The sequence below is a fragment of the Vitreimonas flagellata genome (genome assembly GCF_004634425.1).
Taxonomy (GTDB): domain Bacteria; phylum Pseudomonadota; class Alphaproteobacteria; order Caulobacterales; family Aquidulcibacteraceae; genus Vitreimonas; species Vitreimonas flagellata.
Map to the genome: position 1 here is coordinate 1,097,439 of NZ_SBJL01000001.1, position 15,598 is coordinate 1,113,036.

Annotated in this window: 13 protein-coding genes; 8 read left to right on the forward strand and 5 right to left on the reverse strand. The window is 63.0% G+C overall.

Features of this window, described 5'->3' with window-relative positions; translation table 11 throughout:
- The first annotated feature begins 14 nt into the window (after positions 1–14).
- On the forward strand, positions 15–467 hold the full coding sequence (locus EPJ54_RS05675) for an SRPBCC family protein (RefSeq protein ID WP_135210680.1): 453 nt from the start codon (positions 15–17) through the stop codon (positions 465–467).
- Here the strand turns inward: EPJ54_RS05675 and putA are convergent, their stop codons facing one another.
- Positions 468–3,545 carry a bifunctional proline dehydrogenase/L-glutamate gamma-semialdehyde dehydrogenase PutA gene (gene putA / locus EPJ54_RS05680; RefSeq protein WP_135210681.1) on the reverse strand — a complete coding sequence of 1,026 codons (3,078 nt, stop codon included), beginning with the start codon at positions 3,543–3,545 and terminating at the stop codon, positions 468–470.
- 124 nt (positions 3,546–3,669) lie between these two features.
- On the opposite strand from putA, the gene EPJ54_RS05685 reads away from it, so the two are divergent.
- Positions 3,670–4,125: an Lrp/AsnC ligand binding domain-containing protein gene (locus tag EPJ54_RS05685; RefSeq protein WP_135211194.1), complete on the forward strand. Its 456-nt coding sequence runs from the start codon at positions 3,670–3,672 to the stop codon at positions 4,123–4,125.
- Here the strand turns inward: EPJ54_RS05685 and EPJ54_RS05690 are convergent.
- Entirely contained in the window at positions 4,122–4,577 is a 456-nt protein-coding gene (locus EPJ54_RS05690; RefSeq protein WP_135210682.1) for a MaoC family dehydratase, read from the reverse strand. The genes EPJ54_RS05685 and EPJ54_RS05690 overlap by 4 nt on opposite strands.
- Before the next feature lie 84 nt (positions 4,578–4,661).
- A complete protein-coding gene (locus EPJ54_RS05695) occupies positions 4,662–5,048 on the reverse strand; it encodes a RidA family protein (RefSeq protein ID WP_135210683.1) in 387 nt (128 codons plus the stop codon).
- 114 nt (positions 5,049–5,162) lie between these two features.
- Between EPJ54_RS05695 and EPJ54_RS05700 the strand changes: the two genes are divergently transcribed.
- The 3 genes from EPJ54_RS05700 to EPJ54_RS05710 are packed head-to-tail and all read left to right on the forward strand — an operon-like array spanning position 5,163 to position 9,573.
- Positions 5,163–5,657, forward strand: a complete 495-nt coding sequence (locus EPJ54_RS05700) for an Lrp/AsnC family transcriptional regulator (RefSeq protein ID WP_135210684.1) — start codon at positions 5,163–5,165, stop codon at positions 5,655–5,657.
- Positions 5,658–5,667: 10 nt separating this feature from the next.
- Positions 5,668–6,984: an NAD(P)/FAD-dependent oxidoreductase gene (locus EPJ54_RS05705; protein ID WP_135210685.1), complete on the forward strand. Its 1,317-nt coding sequence runs from the start codon at positions 5,668–5,670 to the stop codon at positions 6,982–6,984.
- A 21-nt stretch (positions 6,985–7,005) separates the two neighbouring features.
- Positions 7,006–9,573, forward strand: a complete 2,568-nt coding sequence (locus tag EPJ54_RS05710; RefSeq protein ID WP_135210686.1) for a LuxR C-terminal-related transcriptional regulator — start codon at positions 7,006–7,008, stop codon at positions 9,571–9,573.
- Between the two features lie 36 nt (positions 9,574–9,609).
- On the opposite strand, the gene EPJ54_RS05715 is transcribed toward EPJ54_RS05710, so the two are convergent.
- Together EPJ54_RS05715 and EPJ54_RS05720 are read right to left on the reverse strand one after the other, a co-directional pair.
- Complete coding sequence (locus EPJ54_RS05715) at positions 9,610–11,742, reverse strand: TonB-dependent receptor (protein ID WP_135210687.1); 2,133 nt, start codon at positions 11,740–11,742, stop codon at positions 9,610–9,612.
- A gap of 180 nt (positions 11,743–11,922) precedes the next feature.
- Positions 11,923–12,615 carry a type 1 glutamine amidotransferase domain-containing protein gene (locus EPJ54_RS05720; protein ID WP_135210688.1) on the reverse strand — a complete coding sequence of 231 codons (693 nt, stop codon included), beginning with the start codon at positions 12,613–12,615 and terminating at the stop codon, positions 11,923–11,925.
- Between the two features lie 188 nt (positions 12,616–12,803).
- Here EPJ54_RS05720 and EPJ54_RS05725 point away from each other — a divergent pair, with 188 nt between their 5' ends.
- From EPJ54_RS05725 to EPJ54_RS05735, 3 genes are read left to right on the forward strand one after another with little or no spacing between them, the layout of a single operon-like run.
- Entirely contained in the window at positions 12,804–13,817 is a 1,014-nt protein-coding gene (locus EPJ54_RS05725) for an aromatic ring-hydroxylating oxygenase subunit alpha (protein ID WP_135210689.1), read from the forward strand.
- A 7-nt stretch (positions 13,818–13,824) separates the two neighbouring features.
- On the forward strand, positions 13,825–14,259 hold the full coding sequence (locus EPJ54_RS05730) for an SRPBCC family protein (RefSeq protein ID WP_135210690.1): 435 nt from the start codon (positions 13,825–13,827) through the stop codon (positions 14,257–14,259).
- Positions 14,260–14,280: 21 nt separating this feature from the next.
- Positions 14,281–15,522, forward strand: coding sequence for an NAD(P)/FAD-dependent oxidoreductase (locus EPJ54_RS05735; RefSeq protein ID WP_135210691.1), 1,242 nt, complete (start codon positions 14,281–14,283; stop codon positions 15,520–15,522).
- Positions 15,523–15,598: the final 76 nt, after the last annotated feature.

Genomic DNA, 15,598 nt, shown 5'->3' on the forward strand with positions numbered 1-15,598 from the left:
CCCGGAGCGTCCCCATGCCCACCGCCCAACACGCCACCATTATCATCGAACGCCCGTTCAAGGCGCCGCCTGCACGCGTCTTCGCCGCATGGTCCAGCCAAACCGCCAAACGCTCTTGGTTTGCCGAGGGCGAAGGCTGGAAAGTACTGAATTTCGCACTCGATTTTCGCGAAGGCGGCACGGAGACCAGCCGCTTTGCGGCGCCCGATGGCGTCGAGCACGCGAACGAGACCGTGTTTCACGACATCGTCGCCAACCAGCGCATCATCTTTTCCTATTCGATGCTGATGAACGGCGTGCGCCATTCGGTGTCGCTCGCCACCATCGACGTGCGCCCCGACGGCGTCGGCACACGGCTCATTTTCACCGAGCAAGGCGCGTTCTTCGACGGCGGCGACGGCCCCAAGATGCGCGAAATGGGCTGGACCGAATTGCTCAACGCGCTCGCCAAACATCTCGGCGAATAATCAGAACCCAACGTCTTCGATCGAGAGCAGGCTTGCGTTGCCGCCGGCGGAGGTGGTGTCGATCGACACCACGCGCTCGGTGGCGAAGCGGGCGACGTAACGTGGGCCGCCGGCCTTGGGGCCGGTGCCGGAGAAGCCTTCGCCGCCGAAGGGCTGGCTGCCGACGACAGCGCCAATCATCGAGCGATTGACGTAGAGATTGCCGACCTTCGCTGCTTGGCGCACGCGCTCCGAGACGCCGGCAATGCGGCTGTGAAGCCCCATCGTCAGGCCGTAACCGCTCGCATTCACGCGCGCGATGGTTTGATCGAGTTCGCCGGCTTTCCACGTCGCGACGTGCAGGATCGGGCCGAACCATTCTTGTTTCAGATCTTCGATCTGATCGAGCTTGATGACGGTCGGCGGCACGAAAAGCCCGCCGCCTTGTGGCGCATTAAGCGCGTGCACCCAGCGCGCTTTCATCGATTGGCGATAGGCTTCGAGCTTATCGCGTGCAGCTTCGTCGATGACCGGGCCGACATCGGTGCGGATGTCGAGCGGATCACCCAGGATCAGCGCATCCATCGCGCCTTTCAACATATCGAGAATGCGATCGGCGATGTCTTCTTGCACCACGAGCAAACGCAGCGCGGAGCAACGCTGACCGGCGGAACGGAAGGCGGAGGTGACGACGTCGCCGACGACTTGCTCCGGCAGCGCCGTGGAATCCACGATCATGGCGTTGAGGCCTCCCGTCTCGGCGATCAGAGGCACGATGCCGCGTTGTTGGTTTTCCAACAGGGACCGCGCGATGGCGCGCGCCGTGCCGGTGGAGCCGGTGAAGGCGACGCCGGCAATGCGCGGATCGCTTGTGAACAGGCGGCCCACCTCCGGACCGCCGGGGAGGAAGTGCAGCACATCCTCCGGCACGCCGGCTTCGTAGGCAAGTTGTACGGCGCGATAGGCGATGAGCGGCGTTTGCGGCGCGGGCTTGGCGAGCACGGTGTTGCCCGCGACGAGTGCGGCGGCGACTTGGCCGAGAAAGATGGCCAGCGGGAAATTCCACGGCGCGATGCACGCGAATACGCCACGGCCGGCAAGACGGATTTCGTTCAGCTCGCCCGTTGGGCCAGGCAGACGCTCCGGCGCAAATTGGGTGCGCGCTTGGACGGCGTAATAGCGGCAGAAATCGATCGCTTCGCGGATTTCCGCTAACGCGTCCGGGATCGATTTGCCGGCTTCGTGCACGGCGAGCGCCATCAGTTCGGTGCGGTTGGCCTCCATGAGATCGGCCAAGCGCTCAAGACATTGCGCGCGTTCTTCGACGGGCGTGGCGTTCCAGCTATCGGCGGCGGCTTTCGCTGCAGCGATAGCGCGCGTGACGTCATCGCCCGTCGCGTCGATCACCGCGCCAGCGTTGCGCGCGCGATCGGCTGGGCACCGCACAGACTTTGCGGCGCCTTCGCTACGTACGCCCGAGATAAGCGGCGCTGCTTGCAGCGTGGTCGGCATCGCTTTGATTTCGGCTGCGAGTTTTTCCAGTAGAGCCGCGTCGTGCAGATCGACGCCGCTGGAGTTGACGCGGCCAGGAAAGATGTCGCGCGGCAGTGGGATCGAGGGATGTGGCTTGCCGCCAACTTTTGCAATGCGCTCGGCAGGGTCAGCAAGCAAATCGTCCTCGGTGACATCCGGGTCGGCGAGTTGGTGCACGAAGGATGAGTTCGCGCCGTTCTCCAACAAGCGACGCACAAGGTAGGCGAGCAATTCGCGGTGGCCACCGACAGGCGCGTAGGTGCGGCAGGCATAGCCCTGCTCGCGCACGAGGCGCTCGTAGAGGCCCTCACCCATGCCGTGCAGACGCTGGAATTCGAAGTCGCGGCGATCGCCAACCCATTCGAGAATGGTGGCGACAGTGAGCGCATTGTGGCTGGCGAAGGCTGGGAAAAGATTGCGGCTGGCGAGCATGTCGCTGGCGCAGGCGAGGTATGAGACGTCCGTCGCGGCTTTGCGTGTGAACAGCGGATAATCGCTCAAGCTCTCGATCTGTGCGCGTTTGATCTCGCTATCCCAATAGGCGCCCTTCACCAGGCGCACCATAAATTTGCGCTGAATGTCTTCGCCCAGCGCATCGGCCCAGGCGATGACGGCGCGGGCGCGCTTGCCATAGGCCTGCACGGCCATGCCGAGACCGTCCCAATCTTTCAAAGCGGGATCGCGGGCCACGCCTTCGATGATGTCGAGCGACATCATCAGGCGGTCGCACTCTTCGGCGTCGATGGTGAAGCCAACATTGGCGGCTGCGGCCTTGCGCGCGAGCGCGCGCGTCATCTCGATCAATTCGGACACGCATGTGTCAGCGTGGCTGGTTTCGTAGCGCGGGTGCAGCGCCGAGAGCTTTACCGAGATCGAGTGACCGCGGCCAAGCTTGGAGCTGGCGACGGAATCGATCGCGGCCTCATAGGCAGCGAAATACTTTTCCGCATCGCCATAGGTGCGCGCGCCTTCGCCGAGCATGTCGAAGCTCGCGGTGAAGCCGCGATTGTCTTCGTCGGCGGCGCGCTTCATTGCTTCGTCGATGGTGCGGCCCATGACGAAGACCTGCCCCATCATGCGCATCGCCGTGCCCACCGCCGTGCGTACGAAGGGTTCGCCAGCACGCGCCACGAGGCGCTTCAACGCACCCGCTTCGCGCGACTCGCCGACCAGCGCGCGCGTCAGCACGAGGCCGAACGTTGCGGAATTGACCATCAGCGATTCCGATTGACCCGCATGGGCGGCCCAATCGGCGCCGCCGAGCTTGTCGCGGATGAGCATGTCCGCCGTTTCGGGATCGGGCACACGCAGGAAGGCTTCCGCCAGCGCCAGAAGGGCGACGCCCTCTTCGGTGTTGAGGCGATATTCCTGGAGGAAGCGATTGACCCAGCCGGAGGATTGGGCGGCGCGGAGATCGGCGATGATGGCCTTGGCGCGCGTGACGACCCGGCCGCGTGTGCTGGCGGCGAGCGTGGCGCTCGGCAGAAGCGCTTTCAACACGTCTTGCTCCGGGGCGCGGTAGAGGGCGGCCATCGCGGCGCGCGCGCCGTCCATACGAGTGCTCATCGGTCAAATTCCCCGAACTGAAGTTTCGCCCGGATGTATCAGCGATTTCAGCGAATGTGCTTGTTATCTTGGCCGCACCATCCGAATAATCCCCACATTAGCGTCATTCGGGCGAATGATCTTCATGTTGGACGAGATCGACAAGCGCATCCTCCGCGCACTCCAGGAGGACGGCAGAATCACGAACCAAGCGCTAGCCGAGGCGTGTCACATCTCGCCCGCCGCCTGCTTCGACCGCGTGAAGCGCCTGCGGACGCGCGGCTATATCCTCGGCACGATGGCCGTGCTCGACCCGGCCAAGCTCGATCGTGCGCTGCTCATCTTCATCGAGGTGTTGCTCGATCGCACGACCGGCGATGTGTTCGATGAATTCGCACGCGCCGTCGCTGTGCAGCCGGATATTCTTGAATGCCACATGGTGGCGGGCGGGTTCGATTATCTGATCAAGGCGCGGGTGAAAGACATGGCCGCCTATCGCAGCTTCTTGGGCGATATCCTGGTGAAGATGCCGGGCGTTCGCGAGACGCGGACGTATGCCGTGCTCGAGGAAGTGAAGAATACGGCAGCGTTGCCGATTTAGCGGCGCGCTGGCGCGTAGATCGCGAGCTGTTCGCCAACGCAGACGGGCTTATCGCCGCCTTCGCGTTCAAACGCGAAATCCTGCTTCAACATCACGCGGTCACCGCGGGGCTCCAAGCTTTTTAGCGTGAGCCGCAAACGCACGCGGCTGCCAGTCGGCACGGTCGCGGGAAAGCGGACATTGTTGATGCCGTAATTCATGCCGTGATCGATATCGGTGACTGTATAGAGCGTATAGCCAAAGCGCGGCAGCAGCGTGAGCGTCAGGAGGCCGTGCGCGATGGTGCCGCCAAAGGCTTCAGTCGCGCGCGGCACATCGACGTGAATCCATTCGTTATCGCCCGTCACGCGCGCGAAATCATCGATCAAAGACTGATCAATCGTCAGCCATTCCGAAACAAATTCCCGCCCCATCCAATTGGGAAGTTCGCTGAGTGGGATTTGTTGAGTCATGGTCGTTCCTTGTGCTCGCCCGGAGGCTAGCGCGAGGACGCACGATCGAGTTCGCAGAATGGCGCTAAGGTAGGCCCGAAAGGGTCAGAGCGCTGCGATCAGTTCGATCTCGATCATATTGCCTGGGAACGCCAGCCGCCGCACCTCCACGGCGGTGACGGCGGGCAGATCGAGGCCCGCATAGATGGCGAGGCGGATGTCGTTGGCCTCGATGAAGGCGTCCATATCGGTGACGAAGATCGTTTCTTTCACCACGTGCGCGAATGTGGCGTCGAACGCTTCGAGCGTTTGGCGCAGCGCGTCGTACACGGCAATCAATTGCGCGCGCATATTGCCCGCGCCGATGGTCTGAAACGCGTCAGTGACGGCTAACGTGCCTGAGACGTGCAGCGTTTGGCCGCTCTGCACGGCCTGCGCGTAGCCGAAGGCCTGCTCGCCTTCGCGGCGAAAATGGAACGTGCGACGAGTCATAGTTTCGCCCTCTCCGAAAGGAGGGGCTACGAAATATGGACAGCGGGCGAACGTACAGCTAGCTTTTCGTATAGTTCGGAGGATTTTCCTCCGGTTTTCGTAGGCGGATGGCCGATGCCACGCGCGAAATCCAAGGCTCCGGCGCCCGCGCCGGTGGCCCCGGAGGATTTGACGACCCGCATCATCCTGCTGCTGCAGGAGGACGGGCGGATGGCGTTCTCCACGATCGCCACGCAGCTTGGGGTGTCTGAAGGCACCGTGCGCAATCGCGTGCGCCAATTGCTCGACGACAACGTGATTTCGATCCAGGCCGAGGCGATGCCGGGCGCCTTTGGCTACACGGTCAACACCGTGACGTTTTTGAAGGTGCATCCAAGCGCCAACATCGATGAGGTCGCGGCCCAGTTCAGCGACATCGCCGAAGTGTTTTACGTGGTGCAGATGATCGGGCGCTTCGATCTCGGCATCGCCGCCTATCACAAATCGATCGAAGATTATCGCGCGTTTCTCAATCGCCATTGCTACGGCAACGACGCGCTCTCCGACCTCGAAACCACGCTCAACGTGAAGATTCACAAACTCAACACACGCTGGCAAGTCCAGGTGTGAGGGAGCGCGCATGACAAGCACGGCCATTCTCAATGCGCGCACGCTTGGCACGGAGCCGCTCGCGAACGTGCATTGGGTGAACAGCGCGCAGCCCGCGCCTGCGTGCCCAAAGCTGGATGGCGACACGGAAGCTGACATCGTCATCCTTGGCGCTGGCTATACTGGGCTCGTCGCCGCATTGAGCGCGGCCGGCGATGGGCGACGGATCGTCGTCCTGGAAGCGGCGCCCGAACCGGGCTTTGCCGCGTCAGGACGCAATGCGGGCGCGGTTGCGCCGATGATGTGGGGCATGAAGAAGACCCCGGCGCAGATCGCCGCGGCCTTCCCGCAGCACGCACCGCGCATGAATCGCGCCATCGCAACATCCGGCGCCTTTCTGCGCGATTTCATCTCAAGGTATGGTGTTGAGTGCGAAGCGCATTTCGATGGCTATCTGCTGGCGGCGCGCACGCCGGACACGCTGGCAAAGGCGAAAGCGGCCTATGAGGCTTGGGTCGTCTATGGCGGTCACTTCGAGTTGCTCTCGGCGCAAGAGCTTACGCGCCATGTGCACACCGAGGCGTACGCGGGCGCGTTGCGGGCGCCGGATGCGGGCTACCTCAATCCGCTGAGCTTCTCGCGCGGGCTCGCCGCGGCGGCGCAGGATGCGGGCGTTGCGATCCATTGCGGCTCGCCAGTGCTGAGCGCGAAATATGAATCTGGCGTTTGGAATTTGCGGACGCCGGGCGGCGTGGTGCGCGCAACGACACTACTTGCCGGCATGGGCGCCTATGGCGGCGCGCTGGTTCCGCGCCTGCAGAAAGAGAGCTACGAGGTCTGCTCCGCCGTGGTCGCCACCGATCCGTTGCCGAACGCGCGCGAGATCATGCCGGGCGGCATGCCGATGGCGGATTTGGATGATGCGGCGGTGTTCGCCCCGATGATCGATGCGCGTGACTGTCTGGTCGTGTCGATGCTGTTTCAGGGCGATCGGATGAGCTTGGCCGATGCGGAACGCATTGTACGGCCGCGTTTGGCGCGCGCATTGCCGGCGCTGGCGTCCGTACCGTTCACAAAGTTCTGGGGCGGAAAATTCCTGATGACGGCCGATGGCGTGCCGCACCTCTTGCAGATCGGGCCGAACGCCTACGCCGCGCAAGGCTGCAATGGTATGGGCCATTCGATGGGTGTGGCCGTCGCGCACGACCTGGGGCGCCTCGGCGCGGGCGCCGCTGCCGACGATTTGGTGTTTCCGGTGACGATGCCCAAGCCCGCACCGATGCACGGCTTGATGACAGGCGCGCTGCGGCGCGTGATGGCGCCGATGATGAACCGAAAGGTCGCCTAACCAACACGAAAGCGAAGGCCCATGAGCGAAGTGCAGGATTTTGCCGAAAGCAGCGCGGCGGCGCTTCTGCTTCCGCGCGCCACGCATGGCGATGCGACGCCTCTTTCCAAGCTTGAGCCGAAGCTTTGGACGCAACGCGATCGGGTGACACGCGTGCGCTTGCTGGATCGCCTTCAGGGCGCGCGGCACAAGCGCCTGATCTCGCTCGTGGGCCCAGCCGGCAGCGGAAAATCGATCTTGCTGGCGCAGCACTTTCAAGCGTCCCGCGCGCAGAGCGAGCCGATCGCTTGGCTGACGCTCGATCACGCCGACACCGATCCGCGCCTCCTGCTCAATGGTCTCGTGCGTGCGCTGGAAGCAGCACTTGGGCCAGCGCCAGACGACGTGCGTCATGACGCGGTCGAGGCCGCGGCGAACGAGCCAGCGCTTGCGGTGCGTCGTCTGCTCGATTGGCCGAAACTCGCCAACGCCGATGCGTGCGTGATCGTCGATGGCTACGAGATCGTGGCCGGCGCGCCGAGTGCGGCGTTGATAGACGCCTGGGTGCGCGTGAGCGCGACACGCCTCATCGTGGCCAGCCGCGTTGCGCCCGATGCACCGCTGGCGCTCACGCGCGCGCAAGGCGACGTCGAAAGCATCACCGCGCGCGATCTTGCCCTCGACACCGATGAATTGATGGCGCTCGCGGGCGAACAGGTTTCGCCCATCTATATCGACCGCCTCATGCGCGAGACAGGCGGCGCACCGGTGGTGGCGTGTCACGCCCTTGGCGCGTTGCGCGAGCCGATGTTGGAGCGGCCGCCGGTCTATCTGCGCAGCTGGCGCGGCATGTTGCAGGATTATTATCGCGAGCAGCTCCGGCACGATCTGAGTCCGGCGCTCTGGAACGCGCTGGTTCGCTTGGCGGCGGTCGAATTCTTCAACATCCCGCTAGCGAGCGACATCGTCGGCGCGCCGGCGGGTGAGTTCGTCGCTGAGCTCTATCGCGAGCGTGGCCTCGTGATCCGGCATGGCGCGGGCGGCATCTATCATGTCGATCCAGGTTTGCGCGCCGCGCTCGCGCCGGAGCTGGAATGGATTGAGGAAGACGAGCTGCGTCGGCTGCACAGCCGCGCGGCCGCGTGGTTCGCCAAGCGCGGGCATGCGCCCTATGCAGCATTGCACGCGATCGCCGCCAACGATCACAGCTTGGCGGCCGCGTGCATGTCGAAAGCGGGTTCTGCGGCATTCAGCGCGCGCGTGGGCGTGCGCGAACTGCGTTTGAGCTTGAGCAGCCTGAGCGACATCGACACGCACGAGCCAATCATTACGCAGGCACGCGCGCTAACTTTGGCGCAGGAGGCGCCGAGCCGCTACAGCGATTTGGTCAAAGCCGAAGTCGTCGACCCCCGCACCGATCCCGAAATGACGCTGATCAATGCGTTTATCGACGCTTACGCCGATATCGCACCTCTGCCGGAATTGGTCGAAGTCTGTCGCGACCTCGCGATGACGGATAATGTGTCCGATCTGGCGCCGCGTGGGTTAGCGCGTTGCTATCTCTGCTGGGAGGCGTTGCGCGACGGGCGTCTGCAGGATGCGCTGCAATGGGCCATGCTCTCGCGCGACGATCTCGACTTTGCCGACGCGGCTTACGCCGGCGTGTTCGTTCATCTCCACGCCGCGCACATTCTCTTTTACCTCGACGATATCGAGCGCGCGCGGCTGCACATGAACGAGGCCGAGCAAGCGACGAAGCTCTTCTTCCCGGACGACCCGCGCCTGATGAACCTCGTTTGGGTGTGGGCCGCCTGGATTGAGTCCGAGCAAGGCGCGGAATTGCGCGCCGAGGACGTTGCGGCGTCGTTCGAGGCGACGTGCAGCGGCGAAGGCTGGGCCGACGCCTTATGGATGTGCACCGTGTTGGCGAGCCGCCAAGCGATGCGGCGCGGCGATCTGGTTGGCGCAGCGCGCGCCTTGGATCGCGGGCTTGGTGAAGCCTCTGCGCGTGGCGCTACACGCCTGCTCTGGTCGCTGCGCAGTGAGCGCGTGCGGCTGCTGACGGCGATGGGCGACCTGGATGCTGCGACGTCGGACGCGCGGCGGCTTGATCTGTTTGATCTCCAGCGCGCGCCGCTTGGCGCCGAGCCTTTGACTTGGCGCGAGGTGACGGAAGGCTGGGTTAACGCGGCACGCCTGGCTTTAGCGCAAGGCGACCTTGCGCGCGCCAGCGCGCTGGCGGAACGCCTGCAAGCCTTCGCAGCCGAGCGCGAGATTCCGCGCCTGAGCAAGCTCGCCGCGCGCTTCCTCGACATGATCGCAACCGGCGAGATCGATCCGATGCCGGATTGCGCGGATGATTGTGATGAATGCGAGCAGCAGCCGGTCTGCGAGACCGGTGCTGTCGCAGCAGCGCGCCAAGGTTCACCCCTTACGCCACGCGAGCAGGAATTGATGAACCTTGTCGCCAAGGGCTTGGTGAACAAGCAGATCGCATACGAGCTCGGTGTGACCGAGACGACGATCAAATTCCACATGCGCAACATCTATAAAAAACTCAGGGCCCGCAACCGTGTGCAGGCCCTGATGCGCTTGGGTGGTTCAGACTGATCGCCGCGCTCTCTGGGGAGAGCGCGGCGCGTTTTGTTAGAATCGATAACCGAGTTGAACGCCGTAGCGTTGCGTGCGACCGCGTACGCCGACCTCAGCGTATGAGGTGATGATGCGGCTTGAGGCGTCGGAATAATATTCTTCGTCGAACGCGTTATCGAGGAAGGCCGTCAGCGTCCACGTCTCGCTGCGCAGCGTGGCGCGGAGATCAACCAGCGAATATGTCGGCTGGTTGTCGAGATAATACGGCAACGCACCATTGGCCTCGCGGCTGTAATATTCGTAATAGAGCCCCGATTGACCAGTGAGTGCTGCGCGCAATTGCAGATCCCACGCATCCGAGACGGGTTGTGTATAATCGAGCGCCAGATTGTAAGTGAATTCCGGCGAGAATGGCGGGCGATTGCCCTCCACAATCGAGAGCGCCGGGAAATCCTTGATCTCGCTATCAAGATAGCCGACGCCGCCGCTCAGCGTCAGCGCCGAGGTCAGACGCGCGGAGAACTCGGCTTCGAGGCCGACGCTCTCAGTCTCAGGAATGTTGACCATACCCTGTTGGCCGGTGCCGAGATCCAGCAATTGCACTTGCTGGTTCTCGTAAAGGATCGAGTACGCGGCCACGTTTAGCAGCAAGCGGCCGTCGAAGAGATAGGATTTCAGGCCGACTTCGAAATTTGTCGTCTCTTCGGAATCGTAGATGCGATCAAACACTGGGCCCGGCGTGTTGAAGCCGCCGCTGCGGAAGCCCTGCGCGGCCGTCGCGTAGAGCGTCAGGTCGGGGGCCAAGGTGTACGCCAGCGAGAGCTTCGGCTGGAACATCGTGAAGGTGTGGCTGACCACGCGATCGGGATCGCCAAGGGCGGCCAGATTGTTGGTTTGTTCGCGCTCGTCTTCGTCGTAGCGGCCGGCGAGCGTGAGTTCGAGGCGATCGGTGATGTCGTAGTTCACCTGCGCGAACGCGGCCCAGGCGGAATTGTCGTCCGTCGCGTCGGCGAGCAGATTCAACGCGAACGGCACGACTTCCACATCGGTGAAGCGATTGCGCTCGGTCGCGACATAAAACAGGCCCGCCGTGTAGCGCAACGGCCCTTCGTTGGATGATGTGAGACGAAGCTCTTGGCTCAGCGCTTCGATCTCGGTGCTTTGCAGGTTGAGCTCAAGCACATCGGCCGGCGACATATCAAGGTCGTAGCTCGATTCATCCGAGGATTGCACGTAGCCAGTGGTGGCGCTCAGCACGCCAAGGTCCGTGTCAAGCGAGGCTTTGAACGAGACCTCGTCCACTTCGAGTCGGCCCCAACCCTCGCGGCCGGAAACCGGCGGCAAAGAGAAATCATCTGTATCGCCTGTGGCGAGGATCGAAGCGTTATAGCCTGCGTTCTCCGTCGTATCGTGCGAGGCACGGAAATCGAGCGTGAGATCATCGGTCGGTCGCGCCAGCAAGCGCAGGCGCCCGTAGGAATTCATGAGCGCGTTGGTTTCCGTGCCGGTGATCGGATTGGTGATCGTGCCGTTGAAATCATTGTAGTGACCGGTGACGCGGAAGAGCAGACGATCGGAGCCAAGCGGGCCCGAGAGCACGCCTTCGATCATCTCGTCTTCGCCATTGGCGTAACCGACGGTGACGCCGCCCTCGAATTCATCCGTTGGTTCGCGTGTCACGATATTGATCGCGCCGCCGATGGCGTTCCGGCCGTAGAGCGCGCCCTGCGGGCCACGCAACACTTCGATACGCTCGACGTCGACCAGACCCTGGTTGATAGCGCTGACGCTGATCACTTGCACGCCGTCGACCACGACAGCGACCGGGGCTTCGCCTTGATATTGCTGACCGACGCCGCGAATGTTGATGAGCGCGATGCCTGGCGATTGGCTGGCTTCGACCAACGCCACACCTGGCGTAAGGCGGACGAAATCATTGAGTTCGTTCACGCCCGCGCGTTCGATGTGTTCGGCGGAAAATGCAGTGATCGCATCCGGCACGTCGATCAAGCGTTCGGCGCGTGAGCGCGCCGTGACGACCAATTCCTCGACGCCGCCGTCATCGGCTTCCGCCGCCGGCGTGGTTTGTGCAAGCGTGGCGCCCGCCCAGCCCAGAGAGATCAGCGACGTCGCGCTGAACAATAAATTCCGCATCGTCGCGGCCGTGGCTTTCTCGCGCTTGGACATGCTGCAACCCCCGTAGAGCTTTATAGCTTCGCAAAGCTTCCCGGCGGCGCCGTCGGATTCATAGCTGCCCAGTGGGATAGGTGTTGCATGCGTCGATGTTCGCGTGCGGCACGAGCTTACGCACGCGCGTTCGCGCCACACGCATGCGTGCGGCGCGTTTCGCAACTTGTAGGTTTAGGGCTAGGCGCTGGCGCCGAGTTTTCGCAGCATCGCTTGCGCCAACGGCAGGGCCGATGCGGGGTTTTGCCCGGTGAACACGAAATCAGATTGCACCACATGCGCGGCGAAGGGCGGTGCGGCGCTGTAATAGCCGCACGCCCGCTTCAACGCTTCTTCCGGCAAAATCGGCACGATCTTGTCGAAGCCGACTGCGATCTCTTCCGCATTGCTGACAGAAGTCACGTTACGGCCGCGCACCAGCGCTAAGCCTTCGGGCGTTTTCACGTCGGCCAACGCCACCGCGCCGTGGCATACGGCGCCGATGATCGCGCTGCGTGCGGCTAGCCCATCAAGGAACGCGAGAAGCGTCGCGTTGCCAGGGAAATCCCAGGCGCCGCCGACGCCGCCAACCACAAAGCACGCGTCGAAATCGGAGGCCGCCACATCCTTGATCGCTTTTGTATTGGCGAGCGCAGCCTGCGCCTCGGCATCGTCCATGAAGCGTTGGCCAACCAGAGAAATCCAGCCTTCGCCCAGACTCATGGGATCGAGTGGCGCAGCGCCTCCCTTGATCGACGCCATCGCGACGTCGCAACCGGCTTCCTTGAAGGCGTAATAGGGCTGCGCGAGCTCTTCGAGCCAGGAGCCGGTCTTTGAGCCCGTGCTGCCGAGTTCGGTATGCGAGGTGAGGATGAGAAGAATTCTGTGAGCCATGCGCGCGCCTCCTGTGTGCTGGCAAAGCACCTGAGGCGGCCCTTAAGCGCCAGCTAGCAGAACGAACGGCGGCGCAACCTGCCCGGAAGATCGCGCCGCCTACCCCTTCGGACAGGTTGGAGCGGACGCATTCTGAGCGGACTTTGATCCGAGCCGGCGCACTCCACGCGCCGATCCGGAGACTTTGCATGGCCGACGATCAACGGGGCGCGGGCCTCGCCAATCCGCCCCGGCGCCATATCAGCCACGACATTCCAGCGGAGGGCCAGGACGGCCTCTTCACGCAGGCGTGGTATCCGATCTGCCTTTCGAGCGCTGCGACCAACACAAATGTGCGCGGCTTCGATTTCCTCGACGGGCGCGTGATCGTTGTGCGAGATGAGCAAGGTGAGGCGCAAGTGCTCTCCGCCTATTGCCCGCACATGGGCGCGGACTTGGCGGCGGGCCACATGGTCGACGGGCAAATCCGCTGCGTCTTCCACCATTGGAAATACGGCGCCGACGGGCGCTGCCGTTCGACAGCGATCGGCGATCCGGCGCCGGAAGCGGCGAAGCTCTTCCGTTTTCCCACGCAGGAGCGATGGGGTTTGGTGTGGGCCTACAACGGCGAGACCCCGCATTACGATCTGCCGGACATGCCGTTCCCGGACGACGAACTCGTCTTCAAAGTGCGCGTGCTGCCGGACCTCCCGGTCGATCCCTGGATCATCTGCGCCAACACGCCGGATATGCAGCACATCAAGACCCTGCACGGCATAAATATCGAAGGCGAAGATCAGCACGATGCGGTCGAATGGACCGATCACTCGCTCAAATACAAATTCACCGGCATCTATTCGAACGGCGATAAGCTCACCAATGAGATCGGCATCTTTGGGCCAACGCTCTATTGGCAATCGAGCCAATTTGGCGACAAATGGTTCGGCTTTATGTCGCCGTTTGGCCTGCCGCGCCCATCGGTGTCATCGCTCTATATGGTTGTGTGTGCACGTAAGGACATGGGCACGGCCGAGGAGATCGACGCCTGGCTCGAATTCGTCATCGATCTCGAAACTAAGGTTGTCAGCGAAGACGTCCACAACATGCTGACGATGAAATTCAAGCCGGGCGTGCTCACGCGGAGCGATCAAACGCTAGCGCGATATCTGCGTATGATGAAGACTTTCCCCCGCGCCCATCCTTCGGCCGAGTTTATTAAGTGAGGCGAATATGTCAGGCTGCTACACCACCAAAACCACCATCGCCGCCCCCGCTGAGGCGGTCTGGGACGTGATCAATGATCTGGGCAACATGGATGTCGCAACCGGCATGGCCGATCGCGTCGAAATCTCCACGCGCGATGGCGTACCGCTGCGCACGCTGCATCTGACGCCCGCACTCGGCGGCGGTGTTGTGGCGGAGAAGATCACGCTGATCGACAATGCAAAGATGCACATGAATTACGAAGTGGTCGATTTCGGGCCGCTGCCGGCGACGAGCTATAAAGGCTTCATGAAATTCATTCCGGACGGCGCCAAGACGATCCTGGACTATGAAGCACGCTATGAGGGCTCTGACATCGACGCGCTCGGCGCTATGGCCAAAGGCAATATCGACATGCTGGTGACCAACATCGAAACGGCCGTCGCCAACGCCAAGCGCTAACGCGCACACAAGGTTCATTGCATGCGTGACTCAGCCGACATCGTGATTGTCGGCGCGGGGATCATTGGCCTGTGCACGGCGCTGCAACTCGCGCGCCGCGCGGACGCCAAGATCATCGTGCTCGACAAGGGCGCCGGGCCCGGCGAAGGCTCCACCGGCGCGTCATCGGCCGTGTGCCGTTTCAAATACACGCGCCCGGAGACGGTGAACCTCGCCCGCGACGGCATCGCTGCGTATCAGAATTGGTCCGAGTTTGTGGGGCTTAAGGCGCCGCTCGCACAATTCCACCGCCACGGCGTGCTCTGGTTCGCCGATGGCCGCAACGATTGGCCGGCGCAAGAAGTTGCGCGACTTGCATCACATGGCATTCGCGCGGCCGTGATGGATGACAAGCAGCTGACGGAGCGCTTTCCCGCGCTGAACCCCTGCGCGATCCCGCCGGATCTTGAAAGCGGCTCGGATCACACATGCGGCGCCGGCGGGCTTCATTTGCTTGAGCTGGACGGCGGCTACATGGACCCCGTCGATGCGCTGCAAGATCTACTGACAGCGCTCCGCGCGCTTGGTGTTGACGTGCGCTTCCGCGCAGGCGTCACGGGGATTGAAACGCATGGCGGCGCTGTGCTTGGCGTGAGCTTGGCCGACGGCGGGCGCATTGCATGCGGGCAGATCGTCAACGCGGCGGGCCCCTGGTGCAACGATATCTTCGCGCATGTCGGCCTCGATTGCCCTTGGCCGTTGAAGCCGACGCGGATTCAGGTTGTGCATCTCGATCGCCCTGCCGAAGTGATTGGCGACATCCCCGTGGCGGTCGATCCGTTGAGCGGGATCTATTTCCGCTCGCAGAGCCGCGGCCAAGAAATCATCGTGGGCTCCATCCTCGAAGAAGACGAGCGCGAGGCGATTGAGCGTCCGGACGATTATGCGCGCTTCGTCGAAGACGATTTCGCGCGAATAAAGCTGCACGCGCTTCAGCACAAAATCCCCGAGCTCAGCATTCGCGGCAAAGTGCGGGGCTATAGCGGCCTCTACACCATCAACGCGACTGACGTGCACCCGGTCGTCGGTAGGACGGCTGTGCGCGGCTTCTATGTCGCCAATGGCTGCAGCGGCCACGGCTTCAAACTGGCGCCCGCCATCGGCTCACTCATCGCCCAGGAAATCGCTGGCAAGGGCGGCGCCTTCGACACCGACGTCGCGCCCAGCTTCCTCGCCTTCGACCGCCCGCCCATCGCGATCGCCTCAAAAAGCGTGCTGGCTTAGGCCAAAGGTTAACGGCGGGCCTCACGAAAACGCACGCCTGAGCGCCCCAACAGCGTTCGGCGTCTCGATTCCTGCT

What these genes read in the sequence shown, in the direction of transcription:
- EPJ54_RS05675 (WP_135210680.1), top strand. Translation starts at nt 15, where the DNA reads ATGCCCACCGCCCAACACGCCACCATTATCATCGAACGCCCGTTCAAG.
- putA (WP_135210681.1), bottom strand. Translation starts at nt 3,545, where the DNA reads ATGAGCACTCGTATGGACGGCGCGCGCGCCGCGATGGCCGCCCTCTAC.
- EPJ54_RS05685 (WP_135211194.1), top strand. Translation starts at nt 3,670, where the DNA reads ATGTTGGACGAGATCGACAAGCGCATCCTCCGCGCACTCCAGGAGGAC.
- EPJ54_RS05690 (WP_135210682.1), bottom strand. Translation starts at nt 4,577, where the DNA reads ATGACTCAACAAATCCCACTCAGCGAACTTCCCAATTGGATGGGGCGG.
- EPJ54_RS05695 (WP_135210683.1), bottom strand. Translation starts at nt 5,048, where the DNA reads ATGACTCGTCGCACGTTCCATTTTCGCCGCGAAGGCGAGCAGGCCTTC.
- EPJ54_RS05700 (WP_135210684.1), top strand. Translation starts at nt 5,163, where the DNA reads ATGCCACGCGCGAAATCCAAGGCTCCGGCGCCCGCGCCGGTGGCCCCG.
- EPJ54_RS05705 (WP_135210685.1), top strand. Translation starts at nt 5,668, where the DNA reads ATGACAAGCACGGCCATTCTCAATGCGCGCACGCTTGGCACGGAGCCG.
- EPJ54_RS05710 (WP_135210686.1), top strand. Translation starts at nt 7,006, where the DNA reads ATGAGCGAAGTGCAGGATTTTGCCGAAAGCAGCGCGGCGGCGCTTCTG.
- EPJ54_RS05715 (WP_135210687.1), bottom strand. Translation starts at nt 11,742, where the DNA reads ATGTCCAAGCGCGAGAAAGCCACGGCCGCGACGATGCGGAATTTATTG.
- EPJ54_RS05720 (WP_135210688.1), bottom strand. Translation starts at nt 12,615, where the DNA reads ATGGCTCACAGAATTCTTCTCATCCTCACCTCGCATACCGAACTCGGC.
- EPJ54_RS05725 (WP_135210689.1), top strand. Translation starts at nt 12,804, where the DNA reads ATGGCCGACGATCAACGGGGCGCGGGCCTCGCCAATCCGCCCCGGCGC.
- EPJ54_RS05730 (WP_135210690.1), top strand. Translation starts at nt 13,825, where the DNA reads ATGTCAGGCTGCTACACCACCAAAACCACCATCGCCGCCCCCGCTGAG.
- EPJ54_RS05735 (WP_135210691.1), top strand. Translation starts at nt 14,281, where the DNA reads ATGCGTGACTCAGCCGACATCGTGATTGTCGGCGCGGGGATCATTGGC.